General features: G+C 42.1%; 19 protein-coding genes. 12 read left to right on the forward strand and 7 right to left on the reverse strand.

Going from position 1 to position 22532, the window contains the following annotated elements:
- Positions 1-31 precede the first annotated feature (31 nt).
- The 6 genes from AC4MCD_RS04375 (at position 32) to AC4MCD_RS04400 (ending at position 6956) form a co-directional block, all read left to right on the forward strand.
- Entirely contained in the window at positions 32-784 is a 753-nt protein-coding gene (locus tag AC4MCD_RS04375; protein WP_159124425.1) for an electron transfer flavoprotein subunit beta/FixA family protein, read from the forward strand.
- Positions 785-802: 18 nt separating this feature from the next.
- Complete coding sequence (locus AC4MCD_RS04380) at positions 803-1735, forward strand: FAD-binding protein (protein ID WP_419365409.1); 933 nt, start codon at positions 803-805, stop codon at positions 1733-1735.
- Positions 1736-1874: 139 nt separating this feature from the next.
- Positions 1875-2267 (forward strand): hypothetical protein, encoded by a 393-nt coding sequence (locus tag AC4MCD_RS04385; protein ID WP_419365408.1) that lies wholly within the window; start codon positions 1875-1877, stop codon positions 2265-2267.
- A gap of 309 nt (positions 2268-2576) precedes the next feature.
- A complete protein-coding gene (locus tag AC4MCD_RS04390) occupies positions 2577-3194 on the forward strand; it encodes a hypothetical protein (RefSeq protein ID WP_180010664.1) in 618 nt (205 codons plus the stop codon).
- 295 nt (positions 3195-3489) lie between these two features.
- Positions 3490-6462, forward strand: coding sequence for a DNA gyrase subunit A (gene gyrA / locus AC4MCD_RS04395; protein WP_491876633.1), 2973 nt, complete (start codon positions 3490-3492; stop codon positions 6460-6462).
- Positions 6463-6536: 74 nt separating this feature from the next.
- On the forward strand, positions 6537-6956 hold the full coding sequence (locus AC4MCD_RS04400) for an outer membrane protein assembly factor BamD (protein WP_168382334.1): 420 nt from the start codon (positions 6537-6539) through the stop codon (positions 6954-6956).
- Between the two features lie 33 nt (positions 6957-6989).
- Here AC4MCD_RS04400 and AC4MCD_RS04405 read toward each other — a convergent pair whose 3' ends face one another.
- The 4 genes from AC4MCD_RS04405 to AC4MCD_RS04420 are packed head-to-tail and all read right to left on the reverse strand — an operon-like array spanning position 6990 to position 11796.
- On the reverse strand, positions 6990-8081 hold the full coding sequence (locus AC4MCD_RS04405; protein WP_491876634.1) for an ABC transporter permease: 1092 nt from the start codon (positions 8079-8081) through the stop codon (positions 6990-6992).
- Positions 8078-9220, reverse strand: a complete 1143-nt coding sequence (locus AC4MCD_RS04410) for an ABC transporter permease (RefSeq protein ID WP_491876635.1) — start codon at positions 9218-9220, stop codon at positions 8078-8080. Before AC4MCD_RS04410 ends, AC4MCD_RS04405 begins: the two co-directional genes overlap by 4 nt.
- Positions 9221-10303 (reverse strand): HlyD family secretion protein, encoded by a 1083-nt coding sequence (locus tag AC4MCD_RS04415; RefSeq protein WP_491876636.1) that lies wholly within the window; start codon positions 10301-10303, stop codon positions 9221-9223.
- A gap of 11 nt (positions 10304-10314) precedes the next feature.
- A complete protein-coding gene (locus tag AC4MCD_RS04420; RefSeq protein ID WP_491876637.1) occupies positions 10315-11796 on the reverse strand; it encodes a TolC family protein in 1482 nt (493 codons plus the stop codon).
- 436 nt (positions 11797-12232) lie between these two features.
- On the opposite strand from AC4MCD_RS04420, the gene serC reads away from it, so the two are divergent.
- On the forward strand, positions 12233-13315 hold the full coding sequence (gene serC, locus AC4MCD_RS04425) for a 3-phosphoserine/phosphohydroxythreonine transaminase (RefSeq protein ID WP_419365403.1): 1083 nt from the start codon (positions 12233-12235) through the stop codon (positions 13313-13315).
- 598 nt (positions 13316-13913) lie between these two features.
- Here the strand turns inward: serC and AC4MCD_RS04430 are convergent.
- Complete coding sequence (locus tag AC4MCD_RS04430; protein WP_491876638.1) at positions 13914-14846, reverse strand: hypothetical protein; 933 nt, start codon at positions 14844-14846, stop codon at positions 13914-13916.
- A gap of 248 nt (positions 14847-15094) precedes the next feature.
- On the opposite strand from AC4MCD_RS04430, the gene AC4MCD_RS04435 reads away from it, so the two are divergent.
- Together AC4MCD_RS04435 and AC4MCD_RS04440 are read left to right on the forward strand one after the other, a co-directional pair.
- Positions 15095-15580 (forward strand): YaiI/YqxD family protein, encoded by a 486-nt coding sequence (locus AC4MCD_RS04435; protein ID WP_159124052.1) that lies wholly within the window; start codon positions 15095-15097, stop codon positions 15578-15580.
- A 14-nt stretch (positions 15581-15594) separates the two neighbouring features.
- On the forward strand, positions 15595-16488 hold the full coding sequence (locus AC4MCD_RS04440) for a DMT family transporter (RefSeq protein ID WP_491876639.1): 894 nt from the start codon (positions 15595-15597) through the stop codon (positions 16486-16488).
- Positions 16489-16508: 20 nt separating this feature from the next.
- On the opposite strand, the gene AC4MCD_RS04445 is transcribed toward AC4MCD_RS04440, so the two are convergent.
- On the reverse strand, positions 16509-17072 hold the full coding sequence (locus tag AC4MCD_RS04445) for a PilZ domain-containing protein (protein ID WP_180004111.1): 564 nt from the start codon (positions 17070-17072) through the stop codon (positions 16509-16511).
- 26 nt (positions 17073-17098) lie between these two features.
- On the opposite strand from AC4MCD_RS04445, the gene AC4MCD_RS04450 reads away from it, so the two are divergent.
- The 3 genes from AC4MCD_RS04450 to AC4MCD_RS04460 all read left to right on the forward strand — a co-directional run bounded on the left by AC4MCD_RS04450 (position 17099) and on the right by AC4MCD_RS04460 (position 21557).
- On the forward strand, positions 17099-18334 hold the full coding sequence (locus AC4MCD_RS04450; protein WP_034170943.1) for a lipoprotein-releasing ABC transporter permease subunit: 1236 nt from the start codon (positions 17099-17101) through the stop codon (positions 18332-18334).
- A complete protein-coding gene (lolD, locus tag AC4MCD_RS04455; RefSeq protein ID WP_180179068.1) occupies positions 18327-19010 on the forward strand; it encodes a lipoprotein-releasing ABC transporter ATP-binding protein LolD in 684 nt (227 codons plus the stop codon). The genes AC4MCD_RS04450 and lolD overlap by 8 nt, the downstream gene beginning before the upstream one ends.
- 84 nt (positions 19011-19094) lie before the next feature.
- Positions 19095-21557, forward strand: a complete 2463-nt coding sequence (locus AC4MCD_RS04460) for a DNA internalization-related competence protein ComEC/Rec2 (RefSeq protein WP_491876640.1) — start codon at positions 19095-19097, stop codon at positions 21555-21557.
- Here AC4MCD_RS04460 and AC4MCD_RS04465 read toward each other — a convergent pair.
- On the reverse strand, positions 21546-22520 hold the full coding sequence (locus tag AC4MCD_RS04465) for a lysophospholipid acyltransferase family protein (protein ID WP_491876641.1): 975 nt from the start codon (positions 22518-22520) through the stop codon (positions 21546-21548). The two genes, AC4MCD_RS04460 and AC4MCD_RS04465, sit on opposite strands and share 12 nt — an antisense overlap.
- Positions 22521-22532 lie beyond the last annotated feature (12 nt).

Raw genomic sequence — 22532 nt, forward strand, 5'->3', positions numbered from 1 at the left:
ATTTACATTTGCTAAAACAGCCGAGGATTACATGAAGGCTCTTGTTGCTGTAAAACGTGTGGTTGATGCCAACGTTAAGGTTCGCGTTAAGCCGGACAACAGTGGTGTTGACTTAACAAACGTTAAAATGTCAATTAACCCATTCTGTGAAATCGCGGTGGAAGAAGCGGTTCGTTTAAAAGAAAAAGGAACTGTTTCAGAAATCGTTGTTGTTTCTATTGGTCCTAAAGAAGCTCAAGAACAAATCCGTTCTGCAATGGCGCTTGGTGCTGACCGCGGTATTCTGGTTGAAGCTGATGACAGCCAACTGGGTGCGCTAGAAGTTGCTAAAATTCTAAAAGGCGTTGTTGAAGCTGAACAACCACAATTGATCCTTCTTGGTAAGCAAGCAATTGATGACGACTCTAACCAGGTTGGTCAGATGCTTGGTGCACTTTTAGGTGCAGGTCAAGGTACATTCGCTTCAGAAGTTAAAGTTGAAGGCGACAAAGTACAGGTGACTCGTGAAATCGACGGTGGTCTACAAACTGTTGAATTATCACTTCCAGCGATCGTAACTACTGACTTGCGTTTGAACGAGCCACGTTATGCAGCTCTTCCAAACATCATGAAAGCGCGTAAAAAACCGCTTGATACTAAGTCACCTGCAGATTTCGGTGTAACTACTACAACTAAACTGAAAACAGTAAAAGTTGAATCTCCTGCAGAGCGTAAAGCTGGCGTACAAGTGAAGTCTGTAGACGAACTTGTAGAAAAATTGAAAAACGAAGCGAAAGTGATCTAATACAGAAGGATAAAAATCATGAGTATTTTAGTAATCGCTGAGCACGACAACAAAGCACTTAACGCTGCTACTTTAAACGTTGTTGCTGCGGCGCAAAAAATCGGTGGTGATATCACTGTATTGGTTGCTGGTTCTGGCGCTCAAGCAGTTGCTGATCAGGCAGCTAAAGTTGCGGGCGTAAGCAAAGTTCTACTTGCTGATGACGCTGCTTATGCAAACCAACTGGCTGAAAACGTAGCGAAACTGGTTGCAGAATTAGGTAAAGGCTATAGCCACATCCTTGCTGCTTCTACTACGACTGGCAAAAACATTCTGCCACGCGCTGCTGCACTTCTTGATGTCAGCATGATCACAGACATCATCGCTGTTGATTCTGCAAATACATTCAAGCGTCCGATCTATGCAGGTAACGCGATTGCAACTGTTGAGTCTTCTGAATCAGTAATCGTTGCAACTGTTCGTGGTACTGCATTTGATGCGGTTGCTGCTGAAGGCGGTTCTGCTGCGGTTGAAGCTGCTGCTTCTACTGGCGATGCTGGTATTTCTAAGTTCATTAACGAAGAAATCGTTAAATCTGAACGTCCTGAATTGACAGCTGCTCGTATCGTAGTTTCTGGTGGTCGTGGTGTTGGTTCTGGTGAGAACTATCACAAAATCCTTGATCCACTAGCTGACAAACTTGGCGCTGCTCAAGGTGCTTCACGTGCTGCAGTTGATGCTGGTTTCGTTCCTAACGATATGCAGGTTGGTCAAACAGGTAAGATCGTTGCACCTGACCTGTACATTGCTGTAGGTATCTCTGGTGCGATCCAGCACTTGGCAGGTATGAAAGAGTCTAAAGTGATCGTTGCGATCAACAAAGATGAAGAAGCTCCAATTAATGCAGTAGCAGACTACTGGTTAGTAGGTGACTTGAACACTGTAATTCCTGAATTGGTTTCTAAAGTCTAATTCCTGAATCAGGTTCGAAAAACGCCTCTTGTCTTTGTACTAAGAGGCGTTTTTTATTGTCTATTTTTTCTAAAATATAATTTATTTTCATAGGTATATGAAATAAATTAAAATGATAAAAAATTAAATAAGATAATAAATGTCAGCCTTACAGCTACCTGAAAAAAATATGATTTTTAATGATCCTTTATTTCAGCGTATTTTTATTCTGATTATTGGTTTGATCATCTTTCTCCTAAGTTTAGGAGGCTTGGTCTATTGCATCCAGTCAAGTCTATCTTTTGGTTTAGTCGCTTTCTTTTTAATATGTGGCTGTTTTGCTTATGTCGGGATGCTATTTATGTTGGCAGCATTCGCTGATACTGAAATACTTAATCGAAGGACCGGTTGGCTATTTGAGGGACCTTCAGCTGATCCCATTGGGCTGGTGATATATATCTTATTTATAATTACTGTTGGATTAGTCATTGGCGTCATTGCGCTGATTTTAACGTTTTTGATTAGATTGGTGCTGCGGTATCAGAAGTATTAAAGCAGTTGGGGTTAAAAATTTACCTATGAAAACCTAAGTTTTTTAGGATCATACATAGATATGCCCTAGGACTGATTCATCAACAAAGATAAATAAGCATCCATTCACTGAATCGCTGATGACGGGTCGAGTTATTGAATAAGTATTTTTAATGCTGCTCAGAAAAAATACAAAATCAGTTTTCTGGCTGGAAAATACTTTGCAGTCAGATCATGACTATTTCATTTGGGTGAAAAGTGATAAAATTCGACTTTGCTTTTCCTCCTGCTTTGAATCATGTTCTTTTCCAAAACTAGCCGTCTCCTGTCAATGAGCTTTCTGCTTATTGCTCTCTATCTGAGTATCTGTATTCATACTGCCTGGAATGCACCACTTGAAGTGACGCGGTACTTATTTAGTGAATCAGGCGCTTTTGAGGTGCTTAGTCCGTGGTTATGGTATTTGCTTGCACTTTTGTGTCTGCTCAATATTGAAATCAAGCTAAATACCCGAATTTTTATGGCAGTAGCCGCAATTCTGCTGGGAATGCGGGAAATGGATTTTCATAAGCGTGTGTTTGAAGTCAGTTTCATTAAAACCAATTTCTATCGCAGTGCTGAAATTCCCATGATGGATAAAGTGCTTGGATTTATCTTGTTGTCAGGCATCGCTTTTGTTTTCATTGTACTGTTGAAAAAGTTAATCACTACTGTACGTACGGCTAAAAACACCTGGAACACAGCATACTTTTTTGTCTTTTTGACGATTGCTTGTGGTGGGATCAGTAAAGTACTAGACCGTACGACATCAACACTTAGTGAAGAGTTTAGTATAAAACTGCTGCCCCAAACACAAGTCATGATTATGACTATTGAAGAAGGGGTAGAGATGCTGCTGCCGATCTTGCTGATTGTGGCAGTATTGAATTACAGAAAAGTATCTAATTAAGATCACTTTTAGCCAATTCTAAGCCCAAAAAAGATGCTCAAATTTTTGCAGCATCTTTTTTTTACGCCTGTTGATTTTATAATTTTTTCGTCGTTAAAAATAACAGGAAAATGATCACTAAAATGAAGATAATTAACAAGGTTAAGCTCAATATTTAGACACAAAAATACAAGTGTTTATGCTATAATTTAGGGCTGTATTTTAGTTTTTAACTCTGTCGTTTGAGTTAATTATTTTGCAAGTTTTACGACATATAAATGCAAGCCAAATTTGGCTTGTAGAATAAGGAGTATGCATGAGCGTATCGGAAATTAGACCGATTGCCATTGAGGATGAACTCAAGCACTCGTATTTAGACTATGCAATGAGCGTGATTGTGTCACGTGCCTTGCCAGATGTACGAGATGGTCTAAAACCTGTTCATCGTCGTGTGCTTTTCGCAATGCACGAATTGGGCAATGACTACAACAAAGCTTACAAGAAGTCTGCCCGTGTTGTAGGTGATGTCATCGGTAAATATCACCCACATGGTGATTCTGCTGTTTATGAAACCATTGTCCGTATGGCTCAGGACTTTAGTCTGCGTTACCAACTAGTTGATGGTCAAGGGAACTTTGGTTCGATCGATGGCGATAGCGCTGCGGCAATGCGTTATACCGAAGTTCGTATGCGTAAGCTGACCCATGAATTACTGGCCGATCTGGAAAAAGATACAGTTGACTGGGAAGATAACTACGACGGTTCTGAGCGTATTCCGCAAGTCATGCCAACCCGTATTCCGAACCTATTGGTGAATGGTGCGGCTGGTATTGCAGTCGGTATGGCGACCAATATGGCGCCACACAACATGACTGAAGTGGTGAATGCGTGTCTGGCTTATGCAGATAATCCAAATATCAGCATCGAAGGTTTGATGGAATACATTTCCGGTCCAGATTTCCCGACAGGCGGTATTATTTACGGTAAATCAGGTATCGTGGATGCCTATCGTACCGGTAAAGGCCGTTTGCATATTCGTGGTAAATATCACTTTGAAGAAGATGCCAAATCTGGCCGTACTACGATTGTCTTCACGGAAATTCCTTATCAAGTTAACAAAGCGAAAACGATTGAACGTATCGCCGAGCTGGTCAAAGAGAAAAAACTTGAAGGCATTTCTGAACTTCGTGATGAATCGGACAAGGAAGGGATGCGTATTGCGATTGACCTGAAGCGTGGTGAAAATGCTGAAGTCATCGTGAACAACCTGTTCCAGAATACCCAGTTAGAAAACTCTTTCAGCATCAATATGGTTTGTCTGGACAATGGCCAGCCAAAGTTGATGAACCTAAAAGACATCATCGCTGCATTTATCCGTCATCGTCAGGAAGTCGTGACACGTCGTACCATGTACGAACTGCGCAAAGCACGTGAACGTGGTCATATTTTAGAAGGTTTAACTGTTGCTCTAGCAAATATTGATGCCATCATCGAAACCATCAAGACTTCTGCCAACCCGGCTGAAGCGCGTGAGCGTTTACAGGCAGGCGAGTGGGCAGCAGGTGGTGTGGCAGCATTACTTGAAAAAGCGGGTGCTGTTTCTGTACGTCCTGACGAAATTGAAGGTGAAGATCCAAACCGTCCATTTGGTATTGATGGCGATGTGTATCGTTTATCTCCGACTCAAGTCAATGCGATCATGGAACTGCGTTTACACCGTTTGACCGGTCTTGAGCAGGATAAACTTCAATCTGAATATTCTGAAATCTTAGGTCAAATTGCTGAATACACAGCCATTTTAAATGACTTCAACTTATTGATGAATGTGATTAAAGAAGAGCTAGCACTAATTCTTCAGCAATATGGCGATGCGCGTAAAACAGATATCGTTGAATCACGTATCGACTTCTCTCGTGAAGATTTGATTCCTGAAGAACAGATGGTTCTGACCGTTTCAAAAACTGGTTATGCGAAAACTCAACCATTATCTGATTATGCTGCTCAGCGTCGTGGTGGTCGTGGTAAGTCTGCAACCAGCATGAAAGAAGATGATTACATCCAGCATATGGTGGTGACATCGAATCATGCCACTGTGCTTTGCTTTACCAATGTCGGTAAGGTTTACCGTCTGAAAGTTTACGAAGTGCCACAAGCTTCGCGTGGTGCCAAAGGTCGTCCAATGGTGAACTTGTTGCCGCTAGATGACAATGAAACCATTACTGCAATCTTGCCAGTGATTGACGCACCGAAGAAATTCAAAGAACGTCTGGCTGATTTCAAAGTATTTGTAAAAACCAATGCTGCACAGCTACAAACCAATGAAGTGATCAATAGTCACTTTGCGGCACTAGAAGCTGCGCTTGCTGAATCTGAAGATGGCGCAGATGACATTTCTGATGCACTTCGTGTTCAGTTGAAAGAGCTTGGTTTAGCACTTTCAATCACTGATCTTGATGATGACATCATCAATGACTTTGCACAGCAAGCTGAAGCTGTTCGTAAGAACTTCTATGTGTTTATGGCGACCGAGTACGGTACGATTAAACGTGTAGAACTGGAACAATTCTCGAATGTTCGTTCAAATGGTTTACGTGCGATTGACCTGAATGGTGATGACACCTTAATTGGTGTTGCGATTACTGATGGTGAACAGCAAATCATGTTGTTCTCGAACGAAGGTAAAGCAATTCGTTTCGCAGAGACTGACGTACGTTCAATGGGTCGTTCAGCCAAAGGTGTACGCGGTATGCGCGTGACCATCGGTGCTTCTCAGGTTGAAGATGCAGAAGATGCAGATATTGAATCTGATGATGAAGATGCAACTGAAGCTAACTTCATTAGCCGTATCGTATCTCTAGTGGTTGTACCTGAAACCGGTGAAGTGCTGTGTGCTTCTGCAAATGGTTATGGTAAACGTACCCCGGTAGATGACTTCCCAACTAAGAAACGTGGCGGTAAGGGCGTAATTGCGATTAAGACCTCAGAACGTAACGGTGAGCTGGTCGGTGCAGTTGCGATTGACGCATCTAAAGAACTGATGCTAATTTCTGATGGCGGCACTCTGGTTCGTACCCGTGCTTCTGAAGTGGCACAGACTGGCCGTAATGCACAAGGTGTTCGTCTGATCCGTCTGGCTGAAGATGAAAAACTGGTCGGTGTGGAAGCGATTGAAGCAGTTGAAGATGAGTTGGAAATATTGGAAGATATTGAAAATACTGAATCTGCAGCTGATGATGTAACTGATGCACAAGCAGCTGAAAAAGATGATGACAATACAGTAGAGGAATAAGTTCTGCTACTGATGAAAAAGGGCGCTTCGGCGTCCTTTTTTACACATCGACTAAATGAGAGGTAAATTAAATAATGAAAACCAGATTGATGCTTTTGTCCGCAGCTATTGCACTCAGCGGCTGTAATAATGCAATGGATAGTATGCCTGATCCTAGCCCTGAACAGGAAAAGGCAGCACAGGTGGCTTATGAAGATTTGCGTGATGGAAAATATGACGAATTTTTAGCTCAGCTTGAGCCGAAGTTGCAGGCAGAATTTCAAAATAACGAAAAAATCATGAAGCGTTTTTCACGTTCAATTCCGCAAGGTGAATATAAGTCCAAAACTATCATGAGGAAGAACTTCGAGGAAAATAACGGCAAACCAAGTGAATACAAGGTGAGTTATGAAATTGCCTATCCAAAAAATCTGGTTCAGTATGATGTGAGTTTTGACCAGCCGAATGGCAGTACTAAAATCCGCAACTTTAATATTCAGGTATTTGGCGAATAATTTTCGATGTGAATAGACTGAGTAAATCCAGAGTTAAGAACGTGGGCGTAGCCGATAATAGCCTAAGCTTATACAAATGGTACCGATCACCAATAGATAAGTAAGCTTTCCTAAAATCATATAAGTGGGCACGCCCATCTGATTGAGTTGAATAAACATCTGCACGATTTGGGTCGAAGGTAAGGCTTGCCCAATGAGTTGGATCCAGACTGGCATGGCAGCATGCGGCCAAGCGACTCCTGAAAGCATAAAAAGCGGAATCGAAGTAAAAACAATGATATGACCGGCTCGTTCTGGCATGTCCAGAAAACTGGCGAACAGCACTGTGATACCGATCATGCAGAATACAAAGATGGGTACAGCAAGCAGCATGCCCCAAAAATTTCCACCACGGGGATAATCAAAATACCAGAAAGTAAAACCAAACAGATAGTAACAGCCCAGACAGCCAATGGTCAGAATCGCCAAACTGATGCCACTTAAGGTGGTCAGATTAATCACCTGTCTACTTTCCCGATACAACGCAATCAACATACTCAGGCCTAGAAAAATAGTCTGATGAATAATCAATGGCGCAACAGCCGGAAACACATAGCTGCCATAGCCAGAGAGTGTATTAAATAATGGAATCTGGTGAATGGATAGTGCAGGAGAGAAGTGTGAAATCTCGCTAAAACGTTCAGCATATTCACTTAAGGTATTTTCCACTGAAGAGACCAAGCCCAAGCCGATCTGTTTGGTAATTAAAAAGTTGGCAGCACTTAAGTACAGCCCAATCCCGCCATTTTCACCATGCCGGATAGATTGAGAAAGATTATCTGGTAATAATAAAATTCCGTCGGCTTTTTGAATTTCCACCCAATATTTGGCTTCAGCAAAATTTCCAGTTACCGCCTTAATCTGGACATTCGGGCTTTGGCTGACATGACTGATAATGGTATTGGTTAAAGCACTTTGCTCTTCGTCGACAATAATAATCGGCAAGGCTTCTGCCTGTTCTGCCTTATATGCGGTCGGATAGAAAAAGCTGTAAAACAGAACCGATAAAATCAGCGTGGTAAAAATACTGGTATTGCTAATAATGTCTTTAAAAGTTTGGCAATAAGCATTCCAGAGTGATTTCATGCTGACACTCCTTTGGCTGTTTTTTTGAGAAAGACATAGGCCAGTACAGCATAAAGCACGACATAAATGATGAGTATGAACATCGGTTGCAGTGAAAGATAGAGCGGACTGCCAATCACCCATTGCTCAGTCTGTAACTTGGCATAGGGTGTATAGGGAATAATATTGGCCCAGAACTGGGTAAATAGTGGAGCATTATTAAGGGGTAAAGTCACCCCAGCAAAACTGAGTGATGAACCACCATAGACTGCAAGTAGACCAAAAGATTTAGTCAGGTCCTGAGTGGCCAGAACCACCGCACTGCTAATAAAGGCATAAGCACTATAGAACAGTATTTGAGCCAGAAGAATTAGCCATAATGACCCGGCAATAAACCAGCCACGAATTTCGACCAGCCAAAACATCCAAGCCCAGGTCCAGCAACAAAAGATTGCTACATAAACCAGATTTTTAGACAGCAGTGCCGACCACAAGTTTTTTTGGGCAATCCAATGACTAACAGTATGTCGTTTAATTTCCTGACCCACAGCAAAAGCTACACAGCAACATAACAGCAAGTGCAAAATTGCCGGCACCATGTAAGGTTCCAGATAAAATTCATAATTCAGCTGCGGATTATACAGTGGGGAAATTTTAATATTCGGTGTAGGTGCTTCCAGATAGGGGAGCGTGTTACCTAGATACTGCTTACCAGTAAATTCAGCCAGAGCCTGTAAGGTACTGAGTAGCATGGCTGAAGAAATGGTATTACCGATACTAAAATAACTCTGATTAAAAGCAATACTAATTTCAGCATCCTGAGCTTTGACCAGTCGTTGCTCGGCTCCGGCAGGAATATGAATATAGCCCCAGATTTTATTTTCGTTTAATAGCTTTTCGATTTCGACCGTTTGATCAGAAATGGTATGCACTTGTAGGGTATGATTCAAAGATAAATGATCATAAATCTTGCTGCTCAGGCTACTTTGATCCTGATCAATAATGGCGACTGGTAGATGATCCGGTTTGCCTTTGGCAAACATGCTGCCAAGTAAAATCAGAATACAGGCAGGGGCGAGTAGGACCAGAGCCAGATCCCATTTCTCTCTACATAAATAGCGTATTTCACGCTGAATACCCGCCCAGAAGCCAGAAGCCATTTATTTCGGCTCTTTCAATTTAAACAGCACGCTCATGCCGACTTTTAACTCAGGCATTTCAGTGACTGGCACAAGATGAACTTTAAAACTGCGGACATCATAACCACCGGTTTGGCGCGTAGTTTTAATGGTGGCAAATTCACCTTCAGCACTAATATTTTTTACTTTAAAAGTGGCTGATTGATTCAGTGCCGGAATAAAACCTTCAAGCTGTTGCTGTTTACCTAAAGCGGCATATTGGTCTTCACGAATATTCAGGCTAATCCAGCGTTCTGCCGAGATCAGGCTGACCACTGGCACTGCGATTGCCACCAGCTCAGTGGCATTGCCATAGGTTTTGGAGACGGTACCATCAATCGGTGCCAATAATTCAGTTTCTGCTTCTAGTGCATTGGCTTCAGCGACTGCTGCACGGGCTATATCGACCTGAGCATCTGCAGAACTTTTCTGTTCTGGTGTACTGCCACGTTTAGCCCGGGCATATTGCTGATAAGCAGCTTCGGTCATTTGGGATGCAGATTGTGAAGCTGCAAACAGTTCATCTCGGCGCTGGCGGGAAATGACACCCTCCATAAACAGGTTAGCTCCACGTTGATAGGAAGTTTTAGCGAGTTGCTCCTGTGCTTTTAGTGACTGCCAGTTGGCATACAGAGAAGCGATATTTTCTTCCTGAGAACCACGTTCTGCGGTGGACTGAAGTGCTAATGCAGACTGTAAAGTGGCTAAAGCCTGCTGCTTTTTCGCCTCAATTTCAGGACTATGCAATTTTACCAGCGCCTGGCCTTTCTTGACGTTATCGCCTTCCTGTACATAAATCTTTTCAATCCGGCTTGGAACTTTAGTGGCCACTTGAACGGTCTCTGCCTCAACCCGGCCTTGTAGCTCGATTTCTTTGGGTTGATAAGTTTTCCATAGGCCAAACCCAATCAAAGCAAGAATCACTGGAATTAAAGCTAAAAGCAGATATTTTTTGCGCGATTTTTTTTCTGTGCTTGCAGGAACTTTTTCAGGCTCTGATTCACTGTAATTGATTTCTGAAGCCGGTTCATCAACAGGATGTTCTGGCTTTTGCTCATCTGTCATGTCTGGCTCCATTAACGAATATAGTGGGTGTTGGCATGTTGCATATAGTTTGGAAATTCAACAATTGAGCCATGGCTCTGTAATAAGGTCGCGAGAGATATTACATATTTATAAGCGTTTAATGCCATTTCTGCCTTTAAACTGCTGAGCATATTTTGGGCATCGATGACCTGAGTGGCTGTCCCGACATCTTCCTTAAAGGATAACTCCTGAATACGCAGATTTTCCTGAGCTGCTTTCAGATTCTGCTGAAGTAGAGCATCACTTTGCTGGGCGCTGACCGCTTCACTAAATGATTTATAAATCAGGTTTTCAATCTCCTGCTGGGTACGCGCCGTCATCAGTTCAGCGGCATAGCGTTTCAGCTCAGCAGCCTGAATATTTTTGTTTTTATCAATGCCTGAGAACAGGTTATAACGTGCTGCAACCCCTACAATCCAGTTTTGATGTTGATCCAGACTATATTCACCAAACGCAAAAACATTTGGCTTTTTAGCGGCCTGCTGGGCTTTGACATTGGCTTTGGCCAGCTCGGTATCCATCTGCATTTTTTTGATCAGAGGAGAGTTCTGGCTAAAACTGCTGAGCAGAATATTCACATTTTGTGGTTCAGCACGATTCACAAACAAAGGTGTGCTTAGCTCGGTGATATTGCTATCCAGCAACAGGTTATTTAGCTGAAATAGGGCAGCATTCAGATTGGCTTGGGCATTTTGTTGTGCGCGTTCAGCATTATTGCGTGCTACTTCGAACTGCATGCGTTGACCTTTACTAATAAAACCCTGCTGTTCCAGCTTCAGGGCATTATGATAATGTTGTTGCATGGCATTTGAATTAAAAAGAGCCGCATCCAGTAGCTGTTTTTGTAGTTGAACATTGAAGTAAGACTGAATCAGCTCAAAACGCTGCGTGTCCTGTTGCTGCTGATTACTAAGTTCGCTACGTCCTGACTGAATATTGGCAATTTCTTTGGCGCTACGGGTGAGGCCTCCGGTATATAGTGGCATCATCACGGAAACAGTGGGACGAATCACCTGATCTTCAAGGACGACATTAGACGTATCCGGAATCAGGCCAACTCCGCTATGAATAGTATTATTAAGTCCTTCACGCAGTGGATCGGTAATACCTGCGGGTAAATCCACACCATTACTGGCCTCCCACTCATTAAGCCGGCCATTCACGCCTTGGGAGAGTGAATTTTCCAGATTATTTTTAAACTGCTTTAATGGAATATCGACTTCACTGTGAAAGGCATAGGCACGAACATTCAGGTCAACACGAGGCAGACCAATGCCTTTCACAGCTTCGGCCTCAAGTTTAGAAGCTTGCTCCAGACTTTGAAAAGCCTGGCTACTATAGGAACGTTGCAACAATTGTTGTTCTGCATCCTGAAAGCTGATGCTTTGTGCATAAGCAAAACTGCCATACATCATGGATGCAAGCACAGTCAGACCCCAGCAGACACATTGTTTATTTTTCTTCATATTCATAAAGTGGTAATGTAAAAGTCACATTAATTCAGTCTAAGCTGCATTATAAATCAATTGCTTGCAGTGCAGGGGTGGGTTAAGTTGTAGTATTGTTGTAATTCGAAGCGATTCACTTCTCAAGTTTCAAGCTGATAGTTCTATGTCTCTCTAAAACTTGAGCCGAGTTTAAATTCAATTTTCAATTATTTTATATTAGCGGCCGATTCAACATCTTCTAAGCATTGGATGAGATTGAATATTTTTAGCTGTACAATTTCTCATAAATGAAATCACCGAGTTAGAACAAAAAAATCAAAGATATTCAAATTATCCCTCGAATCTAGATTGGTTTTTTGACTCTATCTTCATTCTTGGATAGAAATAATTTTGTGCAAGCGACGTCCAGATATGGTTAAATGCCATCATTTTATTGTGTTTCACTCTGAAAGGAAAAATCATGCGCGCGTACAACTTCTGTGCTGGTCCTGCTGCATTACCTACTGCCGTACTTGAAAAGGCTCAAGCTGAAATGCTTGACTGGCAGGGCAAAGGTCTTTCGATCATGGAAATGAGCCACCGTAGTGCAGACTATGTTGCAGTTGCGGAAAAGGCTGAAGCCGACCTTCGCAAACTCATGAATATTCCTGAGAACTATAAAGTACTGTTCTTGCAGGGTGGCGCATCTTTGCAATTCTCGGCAATTCCATTGAACTTGCTGGGTAAAAACAACAAAGCTGACTATATCCGTACCGGTATCTGGTCTGAAAAAGCATTGAAAGAAGCTAAACGCTATGGCGACATCAATGTGGTTGAAGCAGGCATTAAAACTGAAGAGGGTAAATTAGCGATTGCTGATCAAAGCACCTGGAATCTTTCTGATGATGCCGCTTATGTGCATTATGCAGATAACGAAACTATTGGCGGCCTGCAATTTGCCCATGTGCCAGAAACTGATAAGCCTCTCGTATGTGATTTCTCTTCAAGCATTTTGTCTGCACCGATTGATGTTTCTAAATTCGGTCTGATCTATGCCGGTGCACAAAAGAATATTGGCCCTGCAGGTTTGACACTGGTCATTATTCGTGAAGATTTGCTTGATCAGGCAAAACCTGAAATTCCAAGCATCCTAAAATATGCAGATCAAGCGAAAAACGGTTCGATGGTCAACACGCCATCAACTTATGCGTGGTATTTATCTGGTTTGGTATTCGAATGGTTACTGGAACAGGGCGGTGTAGAAGCGATTCACAAAGTGAACCTGCAAAAAGCTGAATTGCTTTATGGCTATATCGATTCTAGCGACTTCTATGCAAATCCGATTGCCAAAGAAAACCGTTCAATCATGAATGTTCCATTTACTCTGGCAAATCCTGAACTTGAAAAACAGTTCCTGCAAGAAGCAAAAGAAAACCATTTGCTTAACCTTGCCGGCCACCGTTCAGTAGGCGGTATGCGTGCCAGTATTTACAATGCCGTACCATTAGAAGGTGTACAGGCATTGGTGAACTTCATGGATGACTTTGCTAAACGCAATGCTTAATTCCTGAGAATAAAAAACCCGGCAATTGGCCGGGTTTTTTTATCATTTAATTCGGGTTAAAAAACAAAGTTATGTAAGATATAGCCGCAAATGAGCATACCCAACACGAAAAATAGGCATGACATCATATCAAGCTGATAACGCGAGCCAAGATGATGCTCAACCTGCTGTAAATTTTCTTCTTGAACGATTTTCATAGATATTTATTATCCGATCTATTTATCGTAAATGATTATTTGTTGATCGTATTTTTACCATAAAAAATTGATTAAATAAAGTACATTCTTAACTAAACTTCATAAAGTCTTAATTTTATTTAAATAACTGGCTTCAATATATTGAGAAATAACAGACTATTATATTAAGTCATTATTTTTATGATGTTTTTAATATGATTATTCAGTTTAAGATAACATTGAAAATGAATTTATTTGAATTTAAATCTGTGGATAAATCTATTTTTAATAAATTCAAAATCCATTAATTCTGATTTTAATTGTGGATAAAAAATAATCAGAATTGAGAGAATATCGCAGTAAAATAAATAAAAAACAGGAGACTCATATAAAAATATGAGCCTCCGATCTGGATATTCAGCTTAAGCTGCTTTTCGATAGATATTGGCCTGAATCCACAGATTGCCCCGAATATATTGACCAATCTGGAAATCTTTATGCTTGTCATTGCGGGTGGCTACACGGATCAAGGTAGCCGGCTGGCCTTCATCATGAATCAGGGTGACATCATAGAGCATGTAGTCCTGATCCATGAATTGCATTGAAGTTTTACCGACAATATTGCCCTGGAACCAGGCTTCATCTTCCTGACCCATGGTCTCACCATAGAGATAAGCGACCATTTTGGAGAAATCGACCGTTACCGGTTCTTTGTCTTCTTCATATTTCGGCTCCCAGGCATCGATCTGTTCCTGTAAGTTATCCGGTGCAACACCATTATTTTCCGCAAGAATTGCATTCAGGGCACGGTGATGTTTGATAGAGGCAGGATCATCCACCACTAAATGTTCATGGTCAGTCACCACTTCCAGTTCATAAGCCCAGGCATTTAAGTTGACGATATAAGACTGATCTTTTTCATAATGCGACCGGTTGACGCTGTACAGCGTATCAAAGGCATAGATGATATTGTTGGCACCCAGATTGAGACGCAACACAGCTTGAGTATCAGATTTACAGGAAATAATCCGGTCAATCGTGGCTTTTACCTGGTAGGGACTGTCAAAGCCTGGAAATGCGGTTTTCACAGCCTGCGGCTTGTTATTTTCTACGGCAATCACTTGGCTTAATTGTACCGCAGCTTTGCTCGGTCCCTGAATCAGCCAGATGGTTTCATCCATATCGCATTCTTGTGTACACAAGCCCATCGGCATTACAGGTGCATCAAGGGCTTTGCCTAACCATTGGGGAACATCTGTGCCTGGGTTTTCAGTAAGCAAGGTCCAATGTTCGACATGACTACCGAAATTCTGATCATCAATAGTGATGATCTCTGGGCTATTCTGTTTTTTCATATGCACAATTGATCTTGGATGACTTATGTATAGTTAATCGAGGGTCATTGCGATTTTTCAAGTCACTCGAATGAATTTAAAAATTAAAATGCAAATCATGTGAAGTCAAATTTTTTTAGATTGTGGATAGCTGACTCATTTAATACGGCTGAGCTGAGTATTTAAATATCAGGATATTCAGAGAAAGAGCAGTTTTAGGCATCAACCTGTATCCTCTGATTTGCTACACTAGTCCAAATTTCTCCCTTATGGAAAGCTGTGTGTTGCCATTCAAACTTTGGGTCGATGCAGATGCATTACCTCGTATTCTGAAAGATGTGATTATTCGTGCCTCCGATCGTTACCAGCTTGAAGTCACTTTTGTGGCCAATCAGCCGGTAGGAATTACACCGTCGATTCGCATCAATTCTATTCAGGTCATGAGCGGAGCAGATGCGGCGGATCAGGAAATTGTCGACCGTATGAAAGAGCATGACATTGTGGTGACGCAGGATATTCCTTTGGCTGCTCAAGTCATCGAGAAGGGCGGTATCGCGATTCACCCGCGTGGTGAAATCTATACAGTGGCGAACGTCAAAGCACGTCTGCATTTACGTGATTTTATGGATACCTTGCGTGGTGCTGGTGTACAAACTGGTGGCCCACCGCCGATTTCTGAACGCGATAAACGTGAGTTTTCCAGCTCTCTAGATCAAACCATTCAAAAACAGAAACGCAAAACTGCGATTAAATAAAAACGAGATCAAGTATGCCCCCAAAAAGTAACCTGATGTTGACCTATGCCTTGCTGGTTTTCATCTGGTCCACCACACCACTGGCGATTGTGTGGAGTGTGGAAGATTTGCATCCGATGTGGGCATTGGCGATACGCTTCTTTTTGGCCTTGCCTCTGGCCTTAGGAATGTTGTGGTTATTTAAAACCAGATTACCGCTTGATCGTGTTTCTCTGCATAGTTACTTGGCGGGTGCTTGCAGTTTTATCGGCTCGCAAATTTTTACTTACTGGTCTACGGATTATTTAAGCTCTGGCATTATTGCCTTAATGTTCGGCTTGGCACCCTTAATTTCAGGCCTGATTGGGCGTTTTGTTTTTCAGATGCAGCTTTCCCTGAATCAATGGCTGGGGATGGGAATTGCTTTAACCGGACTTTCGGTGGTCTGTCTAGGCGATGCAGATCAGCATATACAGCCAATTGGAATTGTGATCGCTCTGGTTGGGGTATTAGTTTATTGCGTATCCATGTTCTGGGTGAAGAAAATCAATGCGCCAATTGATCCTATGGCACAGGCGGCTGGTTCGATTGGTTTATCAGTCGTTTTCTCTATCGGTATGTTGCCATTTATCTGGCAATACGCACCCACTGCTATACCACATGCCAAGTCCTTATTTGGTCTGGTGTATGCGGTGATTATGGCATCACTGATTGCAATGTTCTGTTATTTCAAACTGGTACAGAAAATTAAACCGACCACCTTATCTTTAACCACAGTCTTGACACCGATGCTGGCCTTGCTGGTAGGCGTATTATTGAATAATGAAAAATTGCCGCTAATTGCTTTGGTTGGTGTAGTAATTTTATTGTTCGGCTTAGTGATTTACTTCGCTAAAGAAATTAAGGCGAGCTATAAAGCCCGCCTTTAATAAAAAGATAGATGCCAGTCTTAAGCAAAGCTGGCTTTCACACATTCACCCAATTTGACGCGATCCTGAGGATGCAGGGTAATGAAATAAGCACCCGTACGATATTTCCCGTTTTCTTCTGCACGACTGTAGGCCACCTGAGCGGTTGCAGCGATGTGAAAGAAGTTTTCCGGGTGACTTAAAGTCACATGCAGATAGGTTCCTTCGCTAATCGGCTGATCACTAAAGAAGCTAAAACCGGTCTCTGAAAAGTTCACATGTTCCGGTACAGGTAACATGCTTTGTACAATTGCGTCATACAAAGAACCGGTAATAAGGTTTAATTTTTGGTTGAATAAGGATAAGATTCGAGCAATTTGTTGATCTTTTTCAGATAATTGTTCTAATTCGTAGTTAACGGCATGATCAAATTGATCTAGCTCTGCAAGTAGTAGAAAATAGCGGGGCAATACGAAATTAGCATCGTAAGGATCATTCAAGGCAACATCATCGGAAATAATCTGATAATTGATTCGTAAAGCAGCATCGATTCGAGACATGACTCGTCTTTCAGTGAATCCGTTTGGATGCTGTACATTTTCCATAATTTATTACCTCGGACTAGATGGTTATGTTCAAACCAATCTCGCTGTATATAGGGTTGAAATATACTCGCGCACGGCGTAGTAACCACTTCATTTCTTTTATCGCATTGGTCTCAATGATCGGTCTCACGCTCGGTGTAGCAGTCCTCATTACAGTTTTGTCTGTGATGAATGGTTTTGACCGAGAGTTGAAAAATCGTGTCTTGGGGATGGTTCCTCAAGCCACTGTTTCTTCGACGCAAATTCTAACAAATTGGCCTGAACTTGCAAAGCAGATTGAACGGCATGAACACGTTCAAGGTGTGGCTCCGTTTACCCAGTTACAGGGGATGCTGACGGCTCAAGGGCAAGTTGCCGGAATTATGGTCAGCGGGATTGAACCAAAGTATGAGAAGAAAGTTTCGATCATTCAGAACCATATGGTCGAGGGTAGTATTGATAACCTGAAAAAAGGTGAATTTGGGATTGTTTTAGGCAAACAGATGGCAGATGCCATGGGCGTAGGCTTGAACGACAATATTACCTTGGTTCTGCCCGAAGCGACGCCTTCACCAGCAGGTGTCGTACCTCGTTTTAAACGCTTTAAAGTGGTCGGGATCTTCAGTATTGGTGCAGAAGTTGATTCGATGATGGGTTATATTGCTCTGAATGACGCTTCAACCTTATTACGTCTGCCAGATGGTGCACAAGGCGTACGTATGAAGCTGGATGACATTTTCGCAGCACCTCAGGTTTCTCAGGAAATTGTGCGTGATTTACCGGGCAACTTCTATGCCTCTGACTGGACTTATACCCACGGTAATCTGTTCAGCGCAATTCAGATGGAAAAAGCGATGGTGAGCTTATTGCTATTCCTGATTGTCTTGGTCGCAGCATTTAATATCGTGTCTTCATTGGTGATGGTGGTCACAGATAAAAAATCCGACATCGCAATTTTACGTACTTTGGGTGCTTCACCTGCCACGATTACCCGTATCTTTATGGTTCAAGGTACTGTGATTGGCGTAATTGGAACTTGTGCGGGTGCCATTCTCGGGATTATTGCCGCCACTAGTATTAGTAGTTTTATTGGCTGGTTAAACAATTCACTTGGCTTAAATATGTTTGATGCTTACTTCATCAACTACCTACCTTCTTATCTACGCTGGCAGGATGTGGTCGTGATTGTAGGTCTGTCACTTGCCTTAAGTTTCCTGGCCACTATTTATCCAGCATTCCGTGCTGCTAAAATTCAACCGGCGGAGGCATTGCGTTATGAGTAGTTTGGTTCTAGATGCCCAAAATATCGAGAAATCTTTTACAGATGGAAAATCTACGGTTGATGTGATCAAAGGGATTTCATTGCAGGTAAACGCCGGGGAATTTGTTTCTATTGTCGGTTCAAGTGGTTCCGGTAAAAGTACCTTATTACATATTCTGGGAGGACTTGACCGTCCTTCTGCCGGACAAGTGATGGTCAATGGCCGCCGTTTTGACAATTTGTCTGAAGCAGAACGTGGCTATGTCCGTAATGAAAATTTGGGCTTTGTATATCAATTCCACCATTTATTACCAGAGTTTACTGCACTAGAAAATGTCGCGATGCCCTTAATGCTTCGTAAAAACGTCAAGTTTAAAGAGGCTAAACAGCAGGCAGAATACTTGCTGGAGCGTGTTGGATTAACCCATCGTTTAACCCATCAACCGGGCGAACTCTCTGGTGGTGAGCGTCAGCGTGTAGCACTGGCTCGTGCCGTGGTGACCAAGCCGAAGTTAATGATGGCAGATGAGCCAACAGGTAACTTGGACCGTAAAACAGCCGATAAAATCTTTGAGTTGCTGACTGAATTACGTAGTGAGTTCAATATGGCCATGTTAATTGTGACCCATGATGAGCAATTGGCACATTCGGCAGATCGGATTCTACATATGCGTGATGGTCTATGGATGAATGACTAATTGTAGGAATAATCCTCTTTAATTGAAGCTCACCTCGGTGGGCTTTATTATTGCCTGCACATAATAATAAAAAAGAAAATCTTCATGTTGCAATGGCTGTGTTTGGGCTGGATTTTAGGCCTTGCCTGTATGGGAAAATCTTTTCTGAATATTGAGTTGAATTCAATCATAGTGATATTTCTTGCTGTGCTCTGTTATTTCTGTTGTTCTAAGCTCAATGCGATTCTAAAAAATTCCTTATATAAAGGATTGCTGGTAGGCACTTGCATTTTAATCGGGATATTTCTGGGACATGGTTATGCCAATCAACAGCTCAGCCAACGGCTATTTAATGTCGAGCATGAAGTACAGCAAAAAGACATTATTGTTTATATTAAACGCTTGAATAAACTCGGTGATCAATCTATCCAGCAGCCTCTGGAAGTATTAAATTTCGATGGACGCACCATGACCTGGATGGGTTTTCTATCTGTAAATCCTCCCAAAACTTCACAACTATCAGTGAATCATGAAAATTTAAATACGCTTAAACTGGGGCATTATTACCGGCTGCAAGGGCAGGTACGTCCTAATCACAGTTATGCAACGCCCGGTGCTTTTGATGCGGAAAAGTGGGCACTGCAACAGAATGTGATGGCAGGTTTCCGGATCAAACAGATAGAGCAACTTGATTCAGCTAATGTTTCTACACTGGGGCATAGTCAGTATATTCGAGAGCAAAGAGCTTTAACTCAGCAATTTTTACTTTGGGTAGAACAGAAACGGCTGGAATTAAGAGAGTTCATAGCAAGGCAACCTGTACAAAATAAAGGTTTGCTTCTGGCTTTGCTCACTGGAGATGAAAGCTTTTTAAATCCCGCAACTGAGCAGCAATTTCGACGTATGGGCATGAGTCACTTATTGGCGATTTCTGGCCCACATGTGCTGATCTTTGCCCTGATGGTCTGTGCCATGCTTCGGCTACTCGTCGCACGAAGTATGTCTCAGCTTTATCTAAGATGGCCACGCCAGTATTTTCTGGCCTTGCCTTTTCTGTTTTGTGTGGTGCTGTACTGTGCCTTTGTGGGTTTTGAAATCCCGGCAATCCGCACTCTGCTGATCTGTATGATTGGTGTCATCCTCATGCTGCTTCGACAAAATCTACAGGCTTTAAAACTTCTGATTCTGAGCGCCGCCTTACTGTTATTCATTGATCCTTTTAGTATCTTGTCCGCGGCTTTCTGGCTGTCCTATGGGGCCTGTTTTGTATTGCTCAGAATTTATCAGACCATTCAACAGCGACCATCCGATCAAAATCAGACAGCAATACAAAAACTGTATTTTGCGGCTAAAGTGCTGGTGGAATCACAGTGGAAAATCTTTCTCGCTTTATTTCCTTTAATGATGCTGTTTTTTAAACAGATTGCCTGGATCACGCCGTTCAGTAATCTGGTTGCAATTCCTTGGATTGGTTTGCTGATTGTACCGATCGATATTTTGGCAGCAATTCTATTTTTTATCGCTGAACCGGTCTCAAGCATGTTATTTCAGCTTAATGATCTGTTGCTGAATATCCTGTTAGGATTCTTAAATTTGCTAGATCACTGGTTTAAACCACAGTTAATCCCAGTTGCAATGAATCTCTGGATGATTGAGCTATCTATCCTATCTTTGCTGATTTTATTCTTACCACGAGGCGTATTACCAAAATCCTGGATAGCTGTCGCGGCGGTACCAATTTGTATTCCTCAATTCTATCATCCGCCATTTCAGCTTTCGGTGCTGGACGTCGGGCAAGGGCAGGCGATATTCTTTCGTTATGGAACTCATAACATGATGATCGATATGGGCGGTTATTATGATGAGGAAAAATTTAGTATTGGAAAGCAGCTGATCCTGCCATTTCTGTCGGTACAAGGTGTGTCTCAACTAGAGCAGGTGATCTTAACGCATCTGGATCAGGACCATAGCGGTGCTTATCACAGCATTAAAGACCAGCTCAAGATTAAGAATATCTATGCCAATGAAGTGACCGAAACTGTAGCTTCTTCAAACTTTCAATTATGTTATCAGGGACAGCAGTGGCAATGGCAGAATGATCTGCAGATTGAGGTCATTGCACCAAAACTAGAACAATTAAATACCGCTAATTTCAATAAAAATGACCTGTCTTGTGTGGTGTATTTGCAGCTCAAAGATGTCTGGCCTTATCAGAATTTTCTGCTGATGGGTGATGCAGGTTGGCAGACTGAATATCAGTTACTCAAAGACTACCCTGATTTAAAAGTGGATGTTTTGGTATTAGGCCATCATGGCAGTCAGCATAGTTCAGCTTATCAATTTTTGCAGCATTATCGTCCTAAACTGGCGATTGCGTCTGCGGGAAAATTTAATCGTTATGGGCATCCAAGTCAGTTGACTCAACAGCGGCTCAAAGAATTGAAAATTCCTTTATTGACTACAGCAGAGCATGGCAGCCTGCATTTTCATCAGCAAGGAACTCAAATCATTCTAGAAACTGAAAGAAGTCGCTGGAAATGGTTACAAAAACAAAATCTAAATGACTGATTCTAGAGATGGTTCGATAGGAGCCGGATTAGAAGTTCTTAACTGGTTCACTTTGGACAAAGCTTGGTCATGATCAAGCTTATAAATATTTCCCAGATCTTCGTGAGCTCTAAAGCGTTTATAGCTCCAGTGATAATGTTCAGGATGACGCTGAATCAGGTTCTCAATCGTTTTGATGATGATGCCTGTACCCTGATTGGCATCTCCCTGATAAATTTCTTCATCTATGGCTTCGATATGAATATCAAAGCCAGCACCCTCATTACGCAGGGCATAAAGAAACAGCGCACGGGCTTTGGTTTTCTGGATCAGCTTGGCACTCAGGTTGCTGGTGGCCAAAGGAACGCCAAAGTAAGGAATATATTCACCGCCAACGTTAGGTGTATGATCCGGCAGAATGACAGTAGTACCACCTTGCTTCAAGGCCTTGAAAATCTGTCTTACGCCAGACTCATCTGTCGGCACCAGATTGGCCTGTTCGCGGCTACGAGCTGCACGGACAAATTGATCCGCTGCCTGATTTTTTACAGGTTTATACATAATGGTCATTGAAGTGAATTGTGCAACATAGGCATTCATAATTTCCCAAGTGCCAAAGTGCGGCACAATCAATACCAGACCTTTATTTTGTGCCAAGGCATCATGCAGTAAATCTTCGCCTATAACTTTATGCACTCTCTCAATATTTTTCTGATTACTCGAACCCCAAATACTGAAAAATTCGAAATACGACATCAGTTCATTGCGAATCGCGGCACGGGTAATCCGTTCTCTTTTCTGTGTCGACAGTTCAGACAAACTGATCTCAAGGTTCAGGCGAATTACATCAGAAGTTTTAGAAACTTTAAAAATATTAACGATTAAAGCAAGAATACGCGCAATCCATCGGGAAACTGAAAGCGGTTGGCGGCTAATATATTTGAGTAAACCGTAAGCTGAATTCTTTGAGCTGCGTTCAGTCATTGAGTTGTAATA

It is taken from the genome of Acinetobacter sp. CAU_H_78 (genome assembly GCF_058599365.1).